At 34.6% G+C, this 23,208-nt stretch carries 19 protein-coding genes; 11 read left to right on the top strand and 8 right to left on the bottom strand.

The window, feature by feature from the left end:
• Positions 1-194: 194 nt before the first annotated feature.
• The 4 genes from QMO11_RS10980 (at position 195) to QMO11_RS10965 (ending at position 3,148) form a co-directional block, all read left to right on the top strand.
• Positions 195-794 (top strand): hypothetical protein, encoded by a 600-nt coding sequence (locus QMO11_RS10980; protein ID WP_282037323.1) that lies wholly within the window; start codon positions 195-197, stop codon positions 792-794.
• 136 nt (positions 795-930) lie between these two features.
• Positions 931-1,707 carry a S1 family serine peptidase gene (locus QMO11_RS10975; RefSeq protein ID WP_282037321.1) on the top strand — a complete coding sequence of 259 codons (777 nt, stop codon included), beginning with the start codon at positions 931-933 and terminating at the stop codon, positions 1,705-1,707.
• 295 nt (positions 1,708-2,002) lie between these two features.
• Positions 2,003-2,467 carry a hypothetical protein gene (locus tag QMO11_RS10970; protein ID WP_282037319.1) on the top strand — a complete coding sequence of 155 codons (465 nt, stop codon included), beginning with the start codon at positions 2,003-2,005 and terminating at the stop codon, positions 2,465-2,467.
• Positions 2,468-2,737: 270 nt separating this feature from the next.
• Positions 2,738-3,148, top strand: coding sequence for a hypothetical protein (locus QMO11_RS10965; RefSeq protein WP_282037318.1), 411 nt, complete (start codon positions 2,738-2,740; stop codon positions 3,146-3,148).
• A 111-nt stretch (positions 3,149-3,259) separates the two neighbouring features.
• On the opposite strand, the gene QMO11_RS10960 is transcribed toward QMO11_RS10965, so the two are convergent.
• A complete protein-coding gene (locus tag QMO11_RS10960) occupies positions 3,260-3,982 on the bottom strand; it encodes a DUF6261 family protein (RefSeq protein WP_282037316.1) in 723 nt (240 codons plus the stop codon).
• A 362-nt stretch (positions 3,983-4,344) separates the two neighbouring features.
• Positions 4,345-5,403 carry a hypothetical protein gene (locus QMO11_RS10955; protein ID WP_282037315.1) on the bottom strand — a complete coding sequence of 353 codons (1,059 nt, stop codon included), beginning with the start codon at positions 5,401-5,403 and terminating at the stop codon, positions 4,345-4,347.
• Positions 5,404-6,194: 791 nt separating this feature from the next.
• On the opposite strand from QMO11_RS10955, the gene QMO11_RS10950 reads away from it, so the two are divergent.
• The 5 genes from QMO11_RS10950 (at position 6,195) to QMO11_RS10930 (ending at position 13,826) form a co-directional block, all read left to right on the top strand.
• A complete protein-coding gene (locus QMO11_RS10950; RefSeq protein ID WP_282037313.1) occupies positions 6,195-7,304 on the top strand; it encodes an efflux RND transporter periplasmic adaptor subunit in 1,110 nt (369 codons plus the stop codon).
• 78 nt (positions 7,305-7,382) lie between these two features.
• Positions 7,383-10,547, top strand: coding sequence for an efflux RND transporter permease subunit (locus tag QMO11_RS10945; RefSeq protein ID WP_282037311.1), 3,165 nt, complete (start codon positions 7,383-7,385; stop codon positions 10,545-10,547).
• Positions 10,548-10,602: 55 nt separating this feature from the next.
• Entirely contained in the window at positions 10,603-11,931 is a 1,329-nt protein-coding gene (locus QMO11_RS10940) for a TolC family protein (RefSeq protein WP_282037309.1), read from the top strand.
• Positions 11,932-12,019: 88 nt separating this feature from the next.
• The gene (locus tag QMO11_RS10935) at positions 12,020-13,063 is read left to right on the top strand and encodes a sensor histidine kinase (RefSeq protein ID WP_282037306.1); all 1,044 of its coding nucleotides are present in this window, start codon (positions 12,020-12,022) and stop codon (positions 13,061-13,063) included.
• Positions 13,056-13,826, top strand: coding sequence for a LytR/AlgR family response regulator transcription factor (locus tag QMO11_RS10930; protein ID WP_282037305.1), 771 nt, complete (start codon positions 13,056-13,058; stop codon positions 13,824-13,826). The genes QMO11_RS10935 and QMO11_RS10930 overlap by 8 nt, the downstream gene beginning before the upstream one ends.
• Positions 13,827-13,837: 11 nt before the next feature.
• On the opposite strand, the gene QMO11_RS10925 is transcribed toward QMO11_RS10930, so the two are convergent.
• Positions 13,838-17,248: a sensor histidine kinase gene (locus tag QMO11_RS10925; RefSeq protein ID WP_282037303.1), complete on the bottom strand. Its 3,411-nt coding sequence runs from the start codon at positions 17,246-17,248 to the stop codon at positions 13,838-13,840.
• Between the two features lie 505 nt (positions 17,249-17,753).
• Here QMO11_RS10925 and QMO11_RS10920 point away from each other — a divergent pair.
• The gene (locus QMO11_RS10920) at positions 17,754-18,233 is read left to right on the top strand and encodes a glutathione peroxidase (RefSeq protein WP_075603614.1); all 480 of its coding nucleotides are present in this window, start codon (positions 17,754-17,756) and stop codon (positions 18,231-18,233) included.
• Between the two features lies 1 nt (position 18,234).
• On the top strand, positions 18,235-18,675 hold the full coding sequence (locus QMO11_RS10915) for a MarR family winged helix-turn-helix transcriptional regulator (protein WP_282037299.1): 441 nt from the start codon (positions 18,235-18,237) through the stop codon (positions 18,673-18,675).
• A 75-nt stretch (positions 18,676-18,750) separates the two neighbouring features.
• Here QMO11_RS10915 and QMO11_RS10910 read toward each other — a convergent pair whose 3' ends face one another.
• The 5 genes from QMO11_RS10910 to QMO11_RS10890 form a co-directional block, all read right to left on the bottom strand.
• Positions 18,751-19,611: a protoheme IX farnesyltransferase gene (locus QMO11_RS10910; protein ID WP_282037297.1), complete on the bottom strand. Its 861-nt coding sequence runs from the start codon at positions 19,609-19,611 to the stop codon at positions 18,751-18,753.
• Positions 19,612-19,736: 125 nt separating this feature from the next.
• Entirely contained in the window at positions 19,737-20,666 is a 930-nt protein-coding gene (gene coxB / locus QMO11_RS10905; RefSeq protein WP_282037295.1) for a cytochrome c oxidase subunit II, read from the bottom strand.
• Positions 20,667-20,668: 2 nt separating this feature from the next.
• On the bottom strand, positions 20,669-20,956 hold the full coding sequence (locus tag QMO11_RS10900) for a cytochrome C oxidase subunit IV family protein (protein ID WP_282037293.1): 288 nt from the start codon (positions 20,954-20,956) through the stop codon (positions 20,669-20,671).
• Positions 20,957-20,962: 6 nt separating this feature from the next.
• Positions 20,963-21,583 (bottom strand): cytochrome c oxidase subunit 3 family protein, encoded by a 621-nt coding sequence (locus QMO11_RS10895; protein WP_282037291.1) that lies wholly within the window; start codon positions 21,581-21,583, stop codon positions 20,963-20,965.
• Positions 21,584-21,593: 10 nt separating this feature from the next.
• Positions 21,594-23,204, bottom strand: coding sequence for a cytochrome c oxidase subunit I (locus QMO11_RS10890; RefSeq protein ID WP_075603608.1), 1,611 nt, complete (start codon positions 23,202-23,204; stop codon positions 21,594-21,596).
• Positions 23,205-23,208 lie beyond the last annotated feature (4 nt).

The raw sequence follows: 23,208 nt of genomic DNA, 5'->3' as shown, positions 1-23,208 counted from the left end.
TAACAATGAACATTTGGATATGGATGGCAATAATTTTTATTGGTATTTTAGGTGCAATTTTCATATCGACACTTGACACCTTTAAGGGATTAGAGGAGAATGATTAATAAAATTAACCAGTTCGCCTATATCATTTATTAGAGCCATTGGGACGCATTTAACATCTCTAAAAAAACAAATATAAAATAACAAGTATGTCACTAGACCTAGAACTAATTAAAAAGAACTACGAAAAATTTGAAGATTATAAATTAGAACATCTTGCAAAAAATGAAGCTGGAAGCCTAGAACCTGAAGTCATTCCAATTCTAATGGCAGAAATTAAAAAGCGCGGACTAGACCCAAACCTTGAAAAAGGAATTGAAGCACAAACCAAAGAAATTACAGAATCTGAAATTATTGAGATACTCGATAAAGTTTCAGGGCTTAAGTGTCCTGAATGTGGGGGAAAAAGCAACCCGCTAAAAGGTTCACTAATCAGAAGTGTAAAGAGCTTTATTATTTTTACAAACTATAAAAAGACTCCAATAATTTCATGTCAAGAATGCGCTAACAAGAAAAGAAAAAGTGCTTTAACATCTACTATCATTCTTGGTTGGTGGGGAATTCCATGGGGAATAATTAGGACTCCTCAGACCATAATCAACTATTTCGTAGATAAAAATAAGCTAAAAGAAATTAGTGAAAGTATTTTGACAGGTTTTGTAATTGAGAATATTGGCGAAATTAGAACCAATTGGGAAAGTGAAGATGAATTGGTAGAATTTATCGACCATCAAAACAAACTAAATTAGAAACAACGAGTCTAAATATTAGCACATAGCACTATTACCATCCCAATAACACAAAATAAAAATGATATAGATGTATTCAATTTAGGATGGGATACATTTTAGTTACTTGCCATATTAAATTAAGAAGATTGCAGTTATGAAATATTACATTTTAATGATGATAATCTCAGTTGGTATAAAGTATTATAAGTTAGAAAATGAGTTAAATCATCTAAAACCAACAAAGTGGACATCAGTAGTACTAAGGAATGAAGCGAAGTTTAAGAATAGAGATGATATAAATTATGGCTCCTCGTTTTTGGTAAAACTAGACACTGGAGTTATTGCATGTACAGCCCGTGATTTTACAGGAACTCACTATACTCATGGTGAAATGCTTTCAGTTAAGGATTTTTCCAATGAACTGTTGTCTTGGAAGATGTATACTGTACCTAATAAATTAAATTTTATATCTGTAAAATCTCTAGCCCTAAAAGAAAGAATAGAAAGTTTTTATAATCCTAGAACATTTCTTGCATTTAATGTTAACCTTCAGGAAGGTTCAATAGATGCTCTAGAACCAGATGTTAGTTTAATTAAAAATAAAGAAAGGGTTTATATAGTAGGTTATGGCTCTGATGATAAATTAAGAATTATTGAAGGGGTTGTTGAAACATCTGATAATGCTAAAGTTGCTCGTTTAGATCTAAGAATCAGAACGAAAGAATTTTTGAGTCATTGGAATTATGTAGGGAGTCCAATAATAAATAAAGAAGGTAAAGTTATTGGGGTTTTTAATCGAGCTTATCGTTTAAAGTATAATAACAAGGGAAGAATAGTATCTGAAAAAAAAGACATTGATGATTCTAGTTATAAATATTTTGTAAACGGGACTCAAATGCGATTAATTCTTGGAAAAAAATACGGCAAGTAATCGAATAGCCTACCCCTAGGCACTTAGCCTAGCGGAGCCCCTCTCACAACAGGTAGCTTCGCTTGTCCTTTTTGTATACAGCGCTATTACCTTACAAATACCAATAACACAAAATAAAAATGATATGGATGTATTCAATTTAGGATGGGATACATTATAGTTGGGGCTAAATTAGGAATATGGTATGAATAGAATAATTATAATATTTACAGTCTTGCTTTTAACAAGCTGTTCCAATATAGGGAAATCGAAACAATCAAATTCTTTTACAAAGAAAGATAGTAGTGCTGTATCTATGACCGAACCACTTATAGAAATTTCAAATGACCAAGAGGAAGTATTTTCAAGATTTATTAATATTCTTATAACTGACAATTATGAAATAAAGGAGGCTAGTGAGATTGATACTCTAAGGTTTGGTAAATATAAAGACCTAAAACAGATTGAAAAGTTAGAAATATATCCTTCACAATATAAGTCATTTATAGCACAGAATAGAATACCAATTATACAATCGGATAAGAAATGGTTTCCTAAATTTTACGTTTTTGAAATAGAATTAGAGAATAATTTAAAGGCAATCAAACTTGAAGATAAATTAAACGGGTTTATTCATCATGACGACATTTTCAACGAAAAAGATTATGATTATATATTGCGTAATCAGGACAGACTAATTTACGTCCTTTGTAGAACAAAAATGTTTGAGGAATATGCATTAAACTATAAAAGTAGGCTTCAAGAAATAATAAGAAACTAGCTACAACACGCTATTATAAAGCATATTCCGTTTGTAAACTTTGGAAGTTGAGTGAGATGTTTGAACACCACCATTTTTTTAATTTGGCTTTATAAATGGAAAGATAAAAACAAACAACGTTCGGCACTTTGGTAGTTTTAACGCTTCAAATCCGCCTCTGTTATTAATATGTCTATAACAGTTCGATAGTTAAAGGGCCGAAATATTGATAGAACAACAAAAAGCAATATTGAATAATCTATTTTGGTTTTTTACCGTAAAAAAATTCCAATGAAAACAAATGAAGAAATAGCTATCAAGTTTGGACAAACTCTTGATAAAGACCAATTCGAGTTGACAAAGAAACTCATCAGTGATGATTGTAAATACTATATTGAAGATGATCTAATAATTGGTCCTGAGAAAATTTGTAACTCTTACAAACAGAATATGATCGAAGGAAGACGAAAGCTTGATGTTCTGGAATGGGGAGAAAGTAAGGTGCAAGTTATTGATGATAAAAAATTTGTTGTACATTTTACAGATTACCTTACTCATAAAAACAAAAATCATGTTCATAAATGTGCACAAATATTGACTTTCAATAATGAAGGATTAATTAATCGTATTGAACACGAAAATAACGAGGTGGAAAAGAAAAAGTTGAATGAATTTTATAAAAAAGTGGGATTGGTTGATTAAAAAAACTGCTCACATTAAATAGGCTCCCAGTACCCAAACCTATAACGCACCCCTTTTACCCCACAAAAAAATCCCGCAGCTACGCTACGGGATTTCTTATTGGGGCATCGCTTAAGCGACTACTTCATCCTTCTTTTTACTTCTGCTCTGCACTGCTGCATTCACCTCGCTAAAACGCTGATGAATAAATTGAGCAATGCCACCATACATGGCGGTATTGGCTTTTTGCTGATACCTTAGGCAATCAATCAAATCGCCATTAATAATGGCAATCAAGTTCTTTTTAAGGCTCGAAGCCGACTCTTCGGTTTTACGGGCATCGTTATACAAAATATTAGAGCGCTGTTTCTCTAAAAAATTGTTTACGGCTATTTCTAAATTATCAAAACTATCTTTACAGCCCGATAAACTAGCAATGCTAGCCTTATATTTCTCCGATTTACCATCGCTTATTAAGGAGCCATATAAAGAATAGGACACATCGTAGCCTTTCGATTTAATTTCTAATCCATATTTATCAACCAATTTAAAAACCTCCTTTGCAGGCTTACTAATCGCTTCATCAGGATGGTTGGCCAGACCCATACTTAAAAAGTACAAACTGGTAAAAGCATTATCGGCCACCTCATCAAAGCTATCTAATTCCGATTGGTTGGTATCGCGCTCAATGGCTAGGGTTAGCGCATCGTTGGTGCTAATTATGGTATCCATAATACCCGTAAAATAGGCCTCACCCGTAAAGTCGTGGGTATTGTACTCACTAATAATTTTTTTTACCACTGAGTTTGCTTCTGTAGTTCGGCAAGAGCTCGATAGTTTAAGGATTTTCTCCATTTCATTAAATTTTGTGTTGCACATTTGCGCAACGGGTTAATATTGATGAATAGTTGTGAAATAATTTCACGACTGGTTTTTAATTTAGTGCCGTGAAATTTCTTCACGACTGGTATTTTTTTTGGTGTCGTGAAATTTTTTCACGACCTACTTTAATTTTCACCTCGTGAAATTTCTTTAAAGCTTCACTAAAGGCTTGGGCAAGCTTTAAAGAAATTTCATTGCGCCAAAAATTGCTTTTTCTTCCAATGAGGAAATTTCATTGCGTGTTTTATGCTTTGGTGAAGCTTTAAAGAAATTTTAAAGCATGAAAAAGCAACAAGGGAAGCTTTAAAGAAATTTCACGCCTCCACTTCTCAATTTTATGAGCTGAGCATTAGTGAGTAATCTACATTGGCCAGCTCTTCTTCGCTCAAAATATCGCGCTCGTTATACTTGTTCAAACATTGGCTTAATGAATTCCAGTTAAACGCCGATTTATTATCACTGCTTTCAAAAGCTAAAGCATTGTTTAAGCGAAACAGATCTAATAAATTACTTTGCTCAAAATAAGTATACATGGGGTTATCGCAGGGCATATCGTTATCAATAAAAGTACGGATGTTGGCAATATTCCAAAAGCTCATGTCGTATTTTGAGAATCCGGTAAGCTCCTGAAACATACTCCCCTCGGGTGCAGAGGCATGCGTAATTAAAATAAAGGTTTTTACAACCACCTTTTCATCAATTATTTCGGCCACCAAGTAACCTATCTTTAAGGTTCTTATGGTAAAATCTAAAAGTAACTTACCGCCAACAAACTGAATATTATTGTCTTGAAGAATAAACGATGAAAGCGCCACCCGCAACTCTATCCAGTTAATGGGATGAATACGTTCTTGCAAGCGTTGTAAGGCATGGCCTTGTATATAAATGGGTAATTGCTCTTTACTTCCGCTATAATGATGGCCCAAGCTTTTGGTATACACTCTGGCCTTGTAATGCGTTTCTCCAAAGAATTGAGGTAAAAACAACTGGTATACTGGCCTACGCTGTCCGTTTATACACACATATTCTTTTATAGGTCGAAATACCCCCATCTTAAAAACGATACTTCCTATATTGTGCCTTCCAAAATTGCCCAATGCATCAGGATCTACAAAATAATTACGCAATGATTTATCTGGCCACGCAGTAAGCATACTAGCAAACCTACAAATGTTAATGATAGATTCTACCCATTCTATATCTTCGCCATAAAATCTATTCAATTGCTGCATCCAAGCTTCAGTAGTGCTGGCAGGTAAATTATGCTCAAAACCAATTATGTATTCCTTCAAGGCTTTTATGTAGCATAGGTCTTCCAAGCTCACCTTTTCTTTAGAGTCCTTTATTATTCTGTACTCCTGTTTAGCCATAAACTTAGGCAGTATCTTATACATGGTGCGGCATTTGGTATTCTCATATTCGCTCTCTATGCGTTTTACAGTACTAACCTTGTAAAAAAAGATATATATATTGGCCCAATCCGACCGTGTATTTAATACCTCTAGCACATTGCAATCAACCATATTGCACAAGTATTGCAATCTATTTTTAAAAGCCCTTATTGTTATATTATGATTATGAATAGGCGCAGCCTTTTTCTTCCTTCTTTGTCGCGATTTTGCCATTAGGTATTCGTTTGATTAATAATTTAGGAGATTTAAAGTAATAATTTTGTATTTATTTCACAATAACACATACAAATTAACACCTTAAAACTGAATTCACTTGCGGTTTTACACTTCCTGAATCTCAATAAAATTGGGCAAAATACAATTCTGAAGCATTGCTAGTTTAGCATAATTATAAATTAGACATCCTCACTATAAAACATAAAAATTACTTATGATCCCTCCTGTTTTTTTCTATTTTATATTGTGATTCAATAGCTTTTTAAACCATTATGGGGTTAATCACGCAGAAACATACTATTTTTATCATTAAAGCCTTATTTTCTTTGTGAACTTTGAGTCTTAGTGGTGAATAAACAACATGTTCTTACCACAAAGGGTATTCATCTCAAAAAGAACTATAAATCACCTATCATTTATAATTAACCATTAATATCTAGTTTTCACTCCCTAATAAACCCTATTCATCTTTTTTTTGTTTCTTATATATAAGAGCTGACTACATTTGCACTCTCACAAAATTGAATTATTAAAACACTTACATAAACTCATTAAAAATGAAGAGAAGAATTATTGCTATTGGTTTATCTATTGCTATAATAATAGCGGCAATATTAATCGTAAAAGCTCTTTCATCGGGCAAGAAAAAAGTCGGTGATAATAACGAAAAAGTAAAAGCTACCTTAATTCAGGTGGTTAAGCCCGCAATTGAAGATGTATCTTATGAACTTGAAGCTACAGGTAAACTAATTGCTTCAGAACGTTTGCAAATTTTTTCGCAGGTAGAAGGACAGTTGTTAAACTCAGCTAACTTATTCCGACCGGGTAAAACCTATCGCAAGGGAGAAACCATGCTTCAGGTTGATGTTGAAGAATTTAGAATGACGCTTTTGGCACAAAAAAGTGATTTCATTACTTCAATAACTTCTATCCTTCCCGATTTAAAATCAGATTATCCAAACAGTTATAATGCTTGGAAAGAGTATGTATTAAATCTTGATTTACAGAAACCCTTGGCTGCTTTACCAAAGTCAGAAACCACACAGGAGAAATTCTTTTTGGCTGGTAAGGGTATCTTAACCAGTTACTATTCAATTCAATCAGCACAAGAGAAGCTAAACAAGTATACAATTACTGCTCCGTATGGTGGTATAGTAACAGAATCAACAGCTGAGGCCGGAAAAGCAGTGCGTTCGGGTACTGAGTTAGGGGTATTCATTAATCCGAATAAATTTGAATTAGAGATTACGCTTCCGCTTAGCTCAATGGACGAAGTAAAAGTGGGCACTGTAGCCACAATACATTCTTCTGAGATTAAAGGAAACTGGCAAGGTAAAGTAATCAGAATTGGTGGTGATATCGATGCGCAATCGCAAAGCGTAATTGTGTACATAGGCGTTTCGGGCGAGCATTTAAAAGAAGGTATGTTTTTAACAGCATCTATTAGTATGTCGCCATTTGAAAATGCCATGAGTGTGCAACGTAAAATGCTGAGCGATGACAATAAGATATTTGTGATGGAAAATGGTGTATTACGCCACAAACAAGTTGAAGTGCTCATGAAACAGGGCGATAAAGCCATTATTAAAGGCCTAAGTGCTGATGCACAGATTATGAAAACAGTAATTAAAAGTGCTTACGAAGGTATGCCAGTTCGTATTAACTAAATTTATTAATAGCACAATTGCTAACTCACCCGCAAACTAGGTTAGTTAGCACTGGTGTTGTAATAATAATTTGAACAGATGAAAAAACTTATAGAATACTTTATAAAATTCCCTCTGGCAGTTAATCTAATAATGGGCTTCATTGTCATATTTGGAATTATTGCCTTATTAGGGATTCAAAAAAACTTTTTCCCTAACGTACCAACCCGAAATATATATGTTGATATTTTATTTCCTGGTGCTTCACCCGAGGAGGTGGAAGAAGGTGCCATACTTAAGATTGAGGAAAATGTAAAAGGCCTTGAAGGAATGGATAGAATTACATCCGTTTCGCGAGAAAACACCGGTACCGTAACCATTGAAATGCTGAAAGGTACGGATATGGATGAAGCCTTGGTTGATGTAAAAAATGCGGTGGATCGTATTGCATCTTTCCCTGCTGCTATTGAGTCGGTGGTTACTTACAAACACGATGATGTAAACAGAGCCATGTCGTTTGTAATTACCCCTAAAGAAGGCCAAGATGTTACCTTACATCAATTGAAGGATGTATCGCGACAAATTGAGCACGATATGCTTAAAATGAAGGGTGTATCTAAAATTGAAATAGGCGGTTACCCCGATGAAGAAGTAGCCATTTTATTAAACGAAGAAAAATTAGAATCGTACCAACTTACTTTCACTGAAATTGCGCGTGCAGTAGCAAGTGCCAACCTTATTATGACTGGAGGAAGTGTAAAAGATGGACAAGAAGAGTTTTTTATACGTGTGCGTAATAAAGAATACCATAGCGATGGCATTGAGAATATTGTAATAAAAAGCTCGCCCAACAATGGTATTATTCGCCTAAAAGATGTGGCTACCATTAAAGATCAATGGGCCGATACCCCTTCGCAGGTACTATTTAACGGCAAAAAAGCCGTTGTATTTGAGATTAGCAATACTTTTGAAGAAGATATTATAATATCAACAGATCAAATAAAAGAGTACCTCGAAGAATTCAATCAATCACAACATCACCTCAAAGGTGTTATCAACAACGATATGAGTGTTACGCTAAATCAGCGTATCGACCTATTAAATAAAAACGGAATCACCGGAATCATATTGGTAGTCATTTTTCTATCACTTTTCTTAAATCCGCGTATTGCATTCTGGGTAGCACTGGGTATACCTATTTCAATATTTGGTATGTTTATTCTGCTTCCCGCCACCACCGCTACCATAAATATGTTATCCCTATTCGGTTTAATATTGGTGCTCGGTATTTTGGTTGATGATGCCATTGTGGTTGCTGAAAATGTTTTCCGACACTGGCAGATGGGTAAAAAGCCTATAAAAGCGGCTATTGATGGTACGCTTGAGGTAACACCTGCTGTGGTTTCTGGTGTTATTACAACAATGATGGCCTTCTCTACTTTTATCTTCTTAGATGGTAGAATGGGTGATATGTTTAAAGAGATATCCATTATTGTAATATTTATTCTATTTGTTTCGCTTATCGAAGGCTTAATTATATTGCCTTCTCACCTTGCCCACTCAAAGGCAATGCAAAATCATTCAGAAACCAAGTGGAATAAATACATGGGTTGGGCCGAACGTGGTATTGTGCATTTTGCCAACCACCAATTTAAAGCCATATTAAAATGGACCATTAAACACCGAACTATTACAATGGCCATATTTACAGCCCTAATGATTTTATCGGTAGGTATGGTAAGTTCAAGAACCGTGGCTACCACTTTCTTCCCTGATGTTGAAGGAGATAATTTCACCGTTACACTGGGCCTACCTGCAGGTACTGAAGATGCCGTTACGCAAGCTGAGCTCGATAGAATATTTAACGCAGTTTGGCAAGTTAACGATGAGTTACAACAAGATGGTACTGAAAATATTTCTATCATTAAACAAGTATTTCAACGCTTCATGGGAGCCGGAAATAGTGCTATTGTGCAAGTTCAATTGCAGGATGCCGAGTTACGTACCTCAACTACTGATGAAGTAATCAACCGAATTAGAAACATTGTAGGTGATATCCCTGGTGCCGAAACTTTACAATACTCAGGCTTTAATCCATTTGGTAAGGCCATTGTAATTTCATTGGTTGGCGATGATAATAAAGAACTTCAACTTGCTAAGGAGAAAATTAAATTGGCCATGAAAAGTCGCCCTGAGGTAACCGATATTTCAGATAATACGCCTATTGGTAACCGCGAAATAGAGATTACTTTAAAAGAGAAAGCCCACCTATTAGGTGTAAGCGTTCAAGATGTAATCGGACAAGTACGTGAGGCTTTCTGGGGTAATGAGGCACAGCGTTTACAACGTGGTAAAGATGAAGTTAAAGTTTGGGTGAAGTACGATATCGAAAACCGTCGTTCTATCGGCCAGCTAGAAAATATGAAAGTTCGCTTAAGCGATGGTAAAGCGTATCCCCTTTCAGAACTAGCTACGCTTAAAACAGTAAATGGTATTTCAAGTATCCGCCACCTCGATTTTGATAAAGAAGTTCAGATTGAAGCAAACATGACCAATGCGAGAGCTTCCTTACCTGATATCATTGCCGGACTACAAAAGGATGTTTTTGAACCTATATTCCTTGAGCATCCAAGTGTAAGTGCAGTTTACGATGGTCAGAAACGTGAAACGGACAAAGTGGCCAACTCTGCAAAAACAACAATACCTGTTGTATTATTACTGATGTTTGGTATCGTATTGCTTACACTACGTTCAGTAAGTCAGAGTATATTGGTTTATGGTATGATTCCGCTAAGTTTTGTGGGTGTAGTATTTGGGCACTGGATACACGGAATGAGCATTAGTTTAATGTCGTTTATGGGTATTATTGCCTTGGTAGGAGTTATGATTAACGATGCTCTGGTACTCATTAATGCCCTCAATATTAACCTTAAGGATGGTATGAAATATCAAGATGCCTTGATTAATGCAGGAGTGTCGCGTTTACGCCCTATTATATTAACCACCTTAACAACAGTAGTGGGTATGATGCCAATGTTGCTTGAAACAAGTATGCAAGCACGTTTCTTAATTCCGGTAGCCATATCGCTTGCTTATGGTATGATGATGGCAACAACTACAACCCTTATTCTTCTTCCGGTTATGCTTACTATAGTGAACAATAGCAAGGTAAGTTACTACTCCTTAATTAAAGGCAGAAAAGTAACAAACGAAGAGATTGAAAGTGCTATTAAGGAATTGGACTTTGAAAAAGAAAACGAATAGTTAGTTTTTAGTATGGAGGAGGCCTATGCTTCCTCCTACATAAATTATATATATCATGATAAAAATTAAATATATAGCAATTATTGCTACCCTGTTTGTTACTTCGCTTAAGGCGCAAGAACCTGCAGATAGCACAGTTACGCTAGACAAGGCAATTAGTATTGCACTAATTAATAATTTCGATCTTAAAATTGCCTCTAACGAGCTAAAGCAAGCACAAAACAGCAATAGCATTGGTAATGCCAATTTATTACCATCAGTTACATTAAATGGAGGTGCTGAGTATTCGAAAAACGATACCGAACTAGAGTTTACAGGTAATCCGAACCGAGAAATAATTGATGATGCTACGTCTTCATCTTATAATGCCAATGTTAGGGTTGATTATACTTTATTTGATGGTTTAGGGAATGTGTACACCTTAAAAAAGTTACGTAGCAGCGATGAGTTGCAACAAACCATTTACAAGCAACAGATGGAACTCACCATGCTTGAGGTTATTGAAAACTATTATGAAGTATGTAGAGCACAGGAAAACCTAAATTTGGCTCATGAAACCATGAAAATTTCACGAGACAGATATAACCGTGTATTGGATCAAAAAAGCTACGGTCAGGCTAGCCAATTAGATGTACTGAATGCTGAGGTCGATTTAAATAACGATAGCACAACCATTCTTAATGTTGAACAGAGCTTCTTAATGTCGTTAAAAAACCTCAATGTAAGTCTGGGTTTACCCGTTCAACAAGAGTACAGTGTTGACGAATCTTTTAATCTGGATTATGATAAAAATGCGGATTATGTAATTTCATCGGCCATGATGAACAACAGCAACCTTATTTCTCAGCAACAACAGGTTAATATTAAAGATTTGGATGTTAAAATCACCAAAGCTCAAAAATACCCTACCCTACAAGCTTATGGGCAATATGCCTATAGCCAACAGAATAATGATGCCGGACTAATGAAATTTAGTCAAACTGATGGTATGACTGGTGGTGTTACGCTTAAATTCAATGTTTTTAATGGTCGCCAACAACATACAAACGAGCAAAATGCCACACTTAATTTGTTAAGCGAGCAAGAAAGAAGCAATCAAATAAGAGCTCAAATAGAACGCGATGCATCTAATGCGTATACCGACTATATTTACAAAGTACGTATAGTTGAACTGCAACAAAGTAGCATGGGACAGGCTAAATTAAACTTTGAGCAAACCAAAGAAATGTTTCAGATAGGGCGTGTTAATTCTATTGAATTTAGAGCAGCACAACAAAACCTACTAAATGTAGCTTATCAGTATAACGATGCTCGCTTTAATGCAAAAGTGGCCGAGTTTTATTTACTTAGAATTACCGGTGATTTAATTAAAGATGAAAACTAGCTAAATATAATTTTACTTTTCCATTAACTAAGAAAGGTTTATGAGTAAATCACCACTCTAAACCTTTCTTTTAAAGATACATTGAAGTATGAAATCAAAAATAAGCTTTAGAATTCTCATGATCCCATTAATGGTGTTATTAATGATATCATCATCATTTGGGTTTATGCTATTCTTTGGGTTTAAAGATTTATCCGACGTACAGCAAGTAATGCCATTACGTAAGATATCCCTTATCATACTTCAGGTAATTGTAACCATTACCGTATATTACTTTTGGATAAAAAAACTCAATAAGATATTACCTTGGAACAAGATATGGATAGCTCGCTTTGCAGTTGATGCCAGTACTGCTGTTTTAATGGCATTTGGTATCATCAGCTTAATTAAAATTCTAGAGCAGGTGGGCTTCTTTCCGCCAAATGTAAAACATTTTGAAAGCGAGAGCATCTTTATTATGCCATTAATGATTCATACCCTGTATATATCGTTAATAGAACTTAGCTTGGCATACGAAGAGAAAAACGACCTAAAACACCAATTAAACCATCTTGAAAAACTCCATATTAGCGCACAATATAAAGCACTTAAAGATCAGCTCGATCACCACTTTTTATTTAATAACTTAAGTGTTTTATCTTCTATAATTTATGAAGATGTGGATAAAGCCGATGTGTTTATTCAGCGCTTATCTTCAGTATATAGATACGTTCTTAGCATCAATAAAAAAGATTTAGTTACTGTTGATGAAGAAATTAAGTTTATAGAAAGCTACCTTCAACTGTATAAATTCCGCTTTGAAGTGGGTTTTAATTACGATATTAATGTACCGGCTGAATACCGTAATATGATGATACCTCCCTTAACTTTACAGGTACTTGCTGAAAACTCGATAAAGCACAATGTTGCCTCTCGTTCACATCCCCTAGAGATAAAAATCTACACAAAATGTAATACCTTAGTAGTTGAAAATAATTTGCAACTGCGCGAAGGAGCGGTGGATTCTACTCATACAGGAATGCAGAACTTAAACGACAAATACCAATTACTTGGGATGAAGAAACCTCAAGTAACCAATAATGATAAAGTGTATCAAGTGGCTATTAATTTAATACAATCCTCAAATGACTAAAGTACTTATTGTTGAAGATGAAATGCCATCAGCACGTAAGCTGAAGAATTTTATATTAGAAATTGAACCAAATTTCGAAATAGTTGATATACTTGATTCTGTAAGTACAACAGTTTCTTTTTTAGAAAACAATACTGTTGACCTAATCTTCTTGGATATTCATTTATCAGATGGCAATAGCTTTGATATTTTTAAAAAGACAGATGTTGAAGTTCCCATTATATTCACTACCGCTTTTAATCAATATGCCATTGATGCATTTAAACAAATTAGTGTAGATTACCTTCTTAAACCTTTGGATAAAGAACTATTAAGAAGTGCCATAAATAAATTCAATAAGATATACCACTCAGCAAATAAAGCGGCCTCTTTTAATTATGAGAAACTAAAAGAATTATTAACTCAATCGAAAGAAAACAAAGAGTATCAGGAGCGTTTCTTAGTGCACTACAGAGATAAAATTAAATCAATTAATACTTCTGAAATTGCCGCCTTTTATGCTGATAACAAATACATTTTCATAAAAACATTTGACAATCAAAACTTTGACACCAATTTTACCTTAGAACAGCTAGAACACAAACTAGATCCTAAACATTTTTTTAGAGCAAATAGAAAATGCCTAATCCATATTAATAGTATTAAGGATGCTGTGGTATATTCGAAAAGTAAATTAAAGCTGAATATTAATCCTGAACTACCATTTGAGATCATTATTTCAACAGAAAAATCGCCGAAGTTTAAACAGTGGTTAAGTCAATAATTTTAAATCTCCTACTCTTCAGTATACTCAAGATAAATTGTAAAAGTAGTACCCTTATTGAGTTCTGATTCCACAATAATATCCCCATTTAATATTGAGAGTAGGTTCTTTACTATACTCAGGCCAAGGCCCATTCCTTGATAAAACTTATAACCATTATAGCCTTTTCTAAAGGGTTCAAATATAATAGCCAATTCTTCTTCTGATATACCAATTCCTGTATCAATTACTTTTAGTAATAAGGCTTTATTATCAACTCCCTCACCCTTATAATCAAATCCTAAAGCGCTAAGTTCATTTGAACTTATAGTTTCAACCTTTAATTTTACATAGCCATTTTTCGTAAACTTAAAACCATTTCTCAGTAGGTTAGACAAAATTTGTTTTATACGATTTGGGTCTGTGTAAATAATTTCTTCTTTCTGTAACAAATCTATCGATTGACGATAAATAATTTCTTCACTCTTCTCTTCAAATATGAGTTCGTTAGATACATCTGTAATAATATCTCTAATTGAGACATAACTTTTAACCAACTGTATATTACCGGTTTCAATTCGTGAAATATCAATAATATCATTAATAAGAGCCAGCAGTGATTCACTACTTTGTTGGATAATATTTAAAAAATTGGTATCATGATTATCCTTATAATCATCAGTTTGTAATAAACTAGAAAACCCAATTATTGCATTCATTGGCGTTCTAATCTCATGAGATAAGTTTGCTAAAAAAGCTGTTTTCAATTTGTCAGACTCCTCTGCTTTTAGTTTAGCCGCTTCTAAATCCTTAGTTCTATCTTTTACTAACTCTTCTAGATAATTCCTATGAATCTCTAACTCTGCCTTTTGAGTAAAAACCTTTTCTCGTGAAGCCTCTAACTCTTCATTAGCATCCGTTAATTCTTTAGTCTTAGCCTTTACTTTCTGTGTTAATAAAATCTCTTGTTTGCGATACCATGCAAACCTGAAGCGTATAATTAATAGTACTAACAATATACACAGAATAACAAATATTGCTTTAAAATACAGCGTTTGCGTAAAAGGTGCTATTACCTTAATATCTAAACGAGCTGTATTTTCACTCTCATATCCATCGGAGTTAATACCTTTTACTTCCAAGGTATATTTACCAGCATCCAAATTATGATATATAATTGTCTCATTGGTATACCCTTGTTTCCAGTAATCATCAAAGCCCTTTAGTCGCCATTTAATAATATTCCTATTAGAATTTGAATAATCGAGAACACAAGCATAAACCCTTAATGCATTATTGGTTTGTTCAAATTCAACCTCATCTTTGGAATTATAACACACTTTTTCATATAAACCTCCACCGAAAGAAGTCACCTGATCATCAACTTGCCAAGAACTAATCTCCACAGGTGCATTGTAAGTATTTCTTTCTATTTCGTTTGGATTAAAACAGATAAATCGCCCACCTCCACCAAACAATATTTCATTATTTTTGAACTTATAAAAAGCATTAGAGTTAAACTCTTCGCAAAAAGTTCCATCATTAGCATAAAAATATTGAGCTTCTAAATTATAAGGATCTATCTTGGCTATTCCCATATTTGCACTAAGCCATAATTGATTTGCATTATCTTTCAAAACAGAATATACATGACTCTCAAGAATATCTACAGCCATATCATCAGTGAGCTCCTTTGTTGCAAAATCATAAAACAAGAGGCCGCTTCCATAGGTAGCAATCCATAGTCTACCGGTTACATCAAATTGAATATCTAAAATTGTATTAAAACCATTAACTCCCTCTTCAAGAGTAATTACATTCGAAAATTGATTCGCTTCAATATCATACTTGAAAATACGCCCTCTTCTTGAGGCAAACCATATGCTTTTTTTATCGTTAGATAGAGTAATTGATGAAAAATAATAAGTTATATTACCAAACAAATCTTCAGTAAAAGGGAAAAAATCATAATCTGAAGTAGCTGAATTATATTTTATCAAGCCCTTGTGACTAACCAACCAACTAATACTATCTTCTGCCACTATAAGATCATTGATATAACTTGACTCTTTTTCGGAGAGCCCAATACATTTGAATGTCTTTAATTCTGTATGATCATTATCCAGATCATGAACCAACAAGCCTTTATCTGTACCAATAAGAAAGTTACCAATGGAATCTTCTGCGAAAGCATAAAACCTCTTATCCCCTTGCTCAGCATATCTTACAAATATTTCGCTAGATTTTTTTTTGTAATAACAATCTCTATTATTCCCTATCCAAAATCCACCTTTAGTATCTTTTGCCAACAAATAGATATTAGCATTGGGCACACCCAACTTATCTATATCATATTGTTTAAACTTAGAAGCTTTATAATTGTATTTTGATAATCCCTTTGATGTCCCTATCCAAGTAATTTCTTGATCATCTAGGTGACATATTGCAGATACATTATTATCTACTAAAGAATTGTGATTATTAGGAATCTCTACGTGATGCACTAATGATTGTTCTAATAAATCGAGATATAAAACTCCATTATTTGAGGTTGTAATCCAAAAATTATTTTTATGATCTGTTAGTATGTCCTCACAAATAATTGAAATAGTTGATTCAAAAACCACCTCTAATTCCTGTTTACTATAATCATAATAATATAAAAAGCCATTTACAAAAAAAGCAAATACATCTTCCTTTACTTTTGTTACACTCTTAATTAGAAACTCGCCCATATTACTATAAAATGTTGGATAAGCATCTTCCGAAAAAACGTCTTGGTTTATAATAGATCCATTTAGCGACAACTGTAACAAGCCAAAAGAGGTTGTGATCCACAGATATTTATCATCATTATACAAATGGTATACACTGTTACCAAGAGGACCTTTAGTTTTATCCTTAAACTCGGCTACACGGATAGGCTTAAACTCATTTTTTGATGGACAAAACAAGTATAACCCTTCTACTTGTGTGGCTACAATAAGTGAGTCAGGCCCTATTTGCTCAAAATCCGATATTGGAACCATTCCTTCCTTATTACTTCCAGAAGGGGCTAAATAGTAATTTTCATACCTATCCTCATCAATATAAAACCTACTAATATGACCAGTTACTGACCCTAACCAAAATGAATAAGAGTACTTATCTTCTTTTATTACAGATATATTATTACTTGCCAGGGTATGTTCTTTTCCCTTTTCTCTCCTGAAAACATCAAAGAAAGCACCATCGTAACGCATCAATCCATCAGTTGAGCCAACCCATAAGAATCCCTTAGAATCTTTGTGCAAAGATTTAATATTAACATGATACATATTATCTGCTAACCCATATGATGAAAAACCACCATAATCAGATTGAGCCATTATATCCATAAATGAAAATAGAATGACGAAGATAATTATTACTCCACGTAAAGTTAGTTTGTTTGAGATACTCAAAGGATTTGTTTTATGTTCTATTATACGATATTATCATTTATAAGTAGATTTTCTTTCAATGAATGCGTTAATATATTCAATATAAATTAGACAAAAAACTTTTTTACTCAAACAAATAATAGGTATCCATATACTTCTTTTTTTTCAAATACAGATTGAAATAACCACCTAATGACTAATTCCGGTATAAAATAGCACATAAATATTTTGCTATTATCTGGTAATAAAAGATATATAAGCGCAACTTAATGTGACCATAGTAAATTTAACCACGAATTAAAAGACTTAATTAACCTATTGCTAAGGAGTCACCATGGTTAACATACACTATTAATATATTGCGAATTACATCCCTAAAATAACATCATAGCTTATCAAATTTTAGCAATACAATTTTTATTACCCTCAGTTTTATAAATTACATCGCTTGCGACTTAAATTATTTACACTATATTTGTATCGCTCACGATAAATAAGTGTGCGATATAATTTAAGCAAAGTAATAATGGATAGCATATTTTATAACTTCTCAGCGACAAGCCTACAGGGCAAAGAAATAAGCATGGATACATTTAAAGGTAAAACCATTCTTATAGTAAATACAGCTAGTAAATGCGGTTTAACTCCACAATTTGAAGGCTTAGAAACATTATTCCAAAAGTATAAGGATAAAGACCTTGTAATTTTAGGTTTCCCTTGTAATCAATTTGCCAACCAAGAACCAGGAGATGAGAAATCTATCTCTGAAGGATGTATGATCAACTATGGCGTTAGCTTCCCAATGTTTGCAAAAATTGATGTAAATGGTGACAATACACATCCAATATACAAGTACTTAAAATCTGAACTGGGTAGTTTATTGGGCAGCAAAATTAAGTGGAACTTTACCAAATTTTTAATAGATGCCAATGGCAAGCCTATTAAGCGTTTTGCACCGATTACTAAACCAGTGAAAATAGACAAATACTTGGCAAAAATATTATAGTATGAGTGAAGACAGACTAAAGTTAAGTAATCAACTTTGTTTCCCTATTTATGCGGTTTCTAGATTGATAATTCGTGAGTACCAGCCACAGCTTGATAGATTAGGCATTACTTATCCGCAATACCTAGTGATGCTTGTATTATGGGAAAAGGATAATTTAAGTGTGAATGATATTGCTAAAAAACTAATATTAAACACCAACACACTTACGCCATTACTTAAAAGAATGCAAACGCAAAAACTGTTAGAACGCAAACGCTCTGAACAAGATGAACGCAAAGTGATAATTAGTCTTACCGAGAAAGGCATTGCTATGAAAGAGGATGCTAAATCGATACCTGCCTCTCTCATCGAAAAGCTTAATGAGGGCAGTCTAAGCCTGGAGCAATTAATTGAAATGCGCAGTAATCTTAATGCTTTAATTGATTTATTAAATGGGTAATACGCTCTATTAATAGAAACTAAAAAGGCTTATCCTTAACGGTAAGCCTTTTTAATGCAATGTATACAGTAAAAATTAAAGTTGATCAATATATAGCAATATCATAACCCATAAGTAAAACGAATTGAAATAGATAAACATTTTACGCAATTGTGGCGAATGCTCTTCTTTACTAGCCAATATAGTAGCTCTAAGACTCCATCCCATCATAAAAATACTTGAGAAGGCTAATGACCAAACAATCCATTGCTGATCAATTACATTAAATACAGGTAAAAATAAAGCTGAAATAAAAGTGGCAATAAACCATATTAGGTTGATGCGAATCACTTGCTTCTTAGTAAGTACATCTGTAATAATTGGAAAGCCAGCTTTTTTATATTGGTCTTTATATTTTAGGACCAAAAGCCAAAAGTGTGGCATCTGACCTAAAAAGAAAAAGAAGGCTAAAAAATGAATACGAACATCTAGTAAAGAACCTCCTGCAGCAACCCAACCAGCCACAGGTGGTATAGCGCCAACAATAGCTCCCGGAAAAACAGAAAAAGCACTGCGGGTTTTCATGGGGGTATAAATAAGGTTGTACCACGCCAAGCCAATCCAGCCCCATAATACAGCATGCCAACCGAAGGGATATAAACACAAAGTGCCTGCTACTAAAAAAACACTAATAATAGACCAACCCATTGCCTGACTCATATTACCCGAGGGTAAAGGGCGATCAACTGTTCGAGGCATTAGGGCATCTAATTTAATTTCTTGCATTTGATTAATGGCCGATGCCCCTGCCGATAAAAAGAAGATTCCTATGGCGGCTAATAAACCAAACCACGAAAGCTGTTCGGCAAATAAAACATAACCTGCATAGGCCGTTAAGGCTATGGGCACTGAAATAGAAAATTTCCCAAATGTTTTTATTGCTTTATACGAAATCATAGTCTTAGTCATTAAGTGTTTAGTGCATTACCACACGTGAGGAAACGTGCGGTAGTAAAGTCATCAAGCTTAAAATAAAGGCGCCTTGTAAATCATCATCAAAAATTGATATTTAAACCAACCCATTATTCCAAGGTTTTAAAATACTCTATTAGCTGATCTACTTCTTCATCTTTAATCATTGCTTTATACGATACCATCATACCTGGCACAAAATCTTTAACCACATCAGCATTGGGCTCATAAATAGATCGCTTAATATATTCGGCATCGGCAACTAGCTCAATCTCTTCGCCATCTTTAATAACCATTCGCTTATTATTAAAAATCCCTTTTAAGGATGGCCCTACCAGTTTACTTCCATCAATTGAATGACAAGCAAAACAACCAAACTTTTGAAACAAGGCCTTACCCTCTGCCCCAGCTCCTTCTGCAGTTTGTGATGATCCCTTATACCAAGCATCATAATCTTCTTGCGAAAGGACTTTAACGGCAGTTTTCATAAGCGAATGTCGCAGGCCACAGTACTCGGCACAAAATATCTCGTACTCTCCTATTTTTCCTGATTCAAACCAAATAAAATCAGGCTTACCAGGCACCATATCTTGCTTTATTCTGAAAGCAGGAATGTAAATACTATGTAGTACATCAACAGCCACCAAATCTAAGTTGATGGGTTGGTGAATGGGAACATATAAAGTATCTGTAGTTACCCCATTTTCGTACTCAAAACCAAAACTCCACATACGTGCTATCGATTTTATAGTCATGGCATCCTCGGGTACCTCGCGTTGCGATTTCCATCCGGCCCAGCCGTAATAAAACATTATAACAACCAATATTGTGGGTATTACTGTCCAAATAATTTCGAGCTTATGATTGCCTTCAATGTGTGTTGCTTTGGGGTTTTTACTTTTTCTGTAGCGAAATACGTAATACACCATTACAATAGTAATTGCGAACAGAAAAAATAGAGATATCCCAAATATAAAAACAAAGGCACTATCTACTTCTGATACGAAATTTGAGGCATTATTTGTAGTTTCTTCTATCATATCTATCTGTAATTGTAATCGAGAAAAACAATAATTATAACAAGGGCAACAAGTATGAATATGGCCGGCACCATTATTTGCAATATTTTATTATCAAACTTGAGGTGCATAAAGTAAATGAGAACCAAAGTTGCCTTTACCGACGCCAATACAAGCGCCACAAGAACTGAAAACTCTCCGAATTCGATTTCGGTAACAGCCACCGAAATAAGTGTTAGCATTATTAAGCCGCCCAAAATGTATAAATACATTTTATAGGGTACGATATGTGCATCTGTATGATTTTCCATAATTATTTAGGCTATTAAGTAAAATAAAGGAAACAGGAATATCCAAATTAAATCGACTAAGTGCCAGTATAAACCCGCATTATCGAGTAGCACCGGATTTTCATCCGACAAGGTATTTTTATTAACTCTTATCACCACAATGGTAATAAGTATAACCCCTACAATAATATGTAAGGCATGTAAACCCGTCATAAAAAAGTATAGGCCATAAAACAATACCTTACCCTGTTCCATATTCATTAAGGTATCTGTTCCGGGCAAATATCCGTGTTCAATCTTCCCTGTCCACTCAAAATATTTATTTACCATAAAAATAAGAGCCATCAACAAGGTAACTACCAATAAACGTAAGGTTAGTTTCTTGTTTTTAAATCGAATGGCAGAACTAGCCATGGCAATGGTGGCACTACTAATTAATAATATAACCGTATTAATAGTTCCAATGGGCACACTCAGCTCTTTACCTGCCGAGTGAAACGCTTCTTGGTTTTCATATCTATAAACTCCGTATACTATAAATAAACCAGCAAAAAGGAGTAACTCGGTAAATATAAACAGCCACATGCCCAACTTCGACGCTTCATCGTCTCTGTGTTCATCGTGTGTTATTGTTGTACTTGTATCCATATCTTTCAATTTATCTATAATCGTAAGGTCCTTTTGTTACTTCTGGTATATCCTCAAAATTCTCTAGTGTAGGCGGCGAATCTACAGTCCACTCAAGGGTTTTACCACCCCAAGGGTTTTTAACTGCGGGCTCACCTTTTTTAGCCGAACGCACCAAATTGTAAATAATAACCACCAGTCCTATTAATAATACCCACGAGCCAATGGTTGAAACAATGTTTGGTCCATGAAAACGTTCTACATAATCATAATAACGGCGCGGCATACCCGAAATACCTAAAAAGAACATAGGTAAGTAAAGCGTATTAAAACCTATAAAAAATAATACCCAACCGGTAATTGCTCGTTTCTTATTATACATACGCCCCCACATTTTCGGAAACCAATAATGTATGGCTCCTAAAAAGGCAAAACCTACACCACCAAATACAATGTAATGAAAGTGTGCTACCACAAAAGCCGTATCGTGCAAGTGCACATTGGTTGCCAAAGCACCTAACGCCAAGCCCGATAAACCACCGATCATAAATACAAACACAAACGAAACAGCCCAAAAGAAGGGTGCTTCTAATTGAATAGATGCTTTATGAAGCGTACTAACCCAGTTAAATACTTTAATAGCACTTGGTATGGCAACTAAAAAGGTTAAAAGCGAAAAGGTATACAAGGCCGTACCACTCATACCCGAAGTAAACATGTGATGTCCCCATACAAAATAGCCCACAAAAGCAATGGCCAAGGTAGAAATAACAATAGCCTTGTAGCCAAAAATGGTTTTATTGGCGAAGGTTGGAATAATCTCGGAAATGGCGCCCATGGCAGGCAGTATCATAATATAAACGGCAGGATGCGAGTAAATCCAAAACAGATGTTGGTATAAAATGGGATCGCCCCCTAAGGCAGGATCAAAAAAGCCAATGCTAAAAAGCCTTTCGCCAACAATCATCAGTAAAGTAATACCAACAATTGGAGTTGCTAAAATCTGAATCCAACCCGTGCCGTATAGCGTCCACGGAAATAATGGCATTTTAAACCAGCCCATACCTGGCGCACGTAAACGGTGTATGGTAACAATAAAGTTGATGCCGGTAAGTATCGATGAAAATCCTAAAATAAAGGCCCCTATTACGGCAGGCAACACATTGGTGTTGGTTTTAAAACTATAAGGTGCGTAGAATGTCCATCCCGTATCCGGTGGCCCATCTGCCATAAATAACGACGATAATGCTACCAATGCACCTAGCACATATAACCACCACGACATTAAGTTTAGTTTCGGAAAAGCCACATCCTTTGCCCCTATCATAATAGGCAGAAAAAAGTTTCCGAAAATAGCGGGTAAGCCGGGTACCACAACTAAAAATATCATTATAACACCATGCAAAGTAAATATGGCGTTATACGTTTCGGGGTCCATAACATCGCGCCCCGGTGCCATTAATTCTAATTTCATGGCAATACCTAGGGCAACTCCTGTTAAGAAAAACGTTACAATGGAGTACAAATAAAGTAATCCAATTCTTTTGTGATCTGTTGAAAATACCCATGCAAACAATCCTTTAAAACGCGTTTCAACGTCTCTAAAGCTTACATGGGTCTGATTCGATTCGTTTTGTGTCATAAAT

Source organism: Saccharicrinis aurantiacus (assembly GCF_947489045.1).
Classification (GTDB): Bacteria; Bacteroidota; Bacteroidia; order Bacteroidales; family Marinilabiliaceae; genus Saccharicrinis; species Saccharicrinis aurantiacus.
Note: the sequence above shows the minus strand (reverse complement) of the source record. Positions and strands in the feature narration are given on the sequence as shown.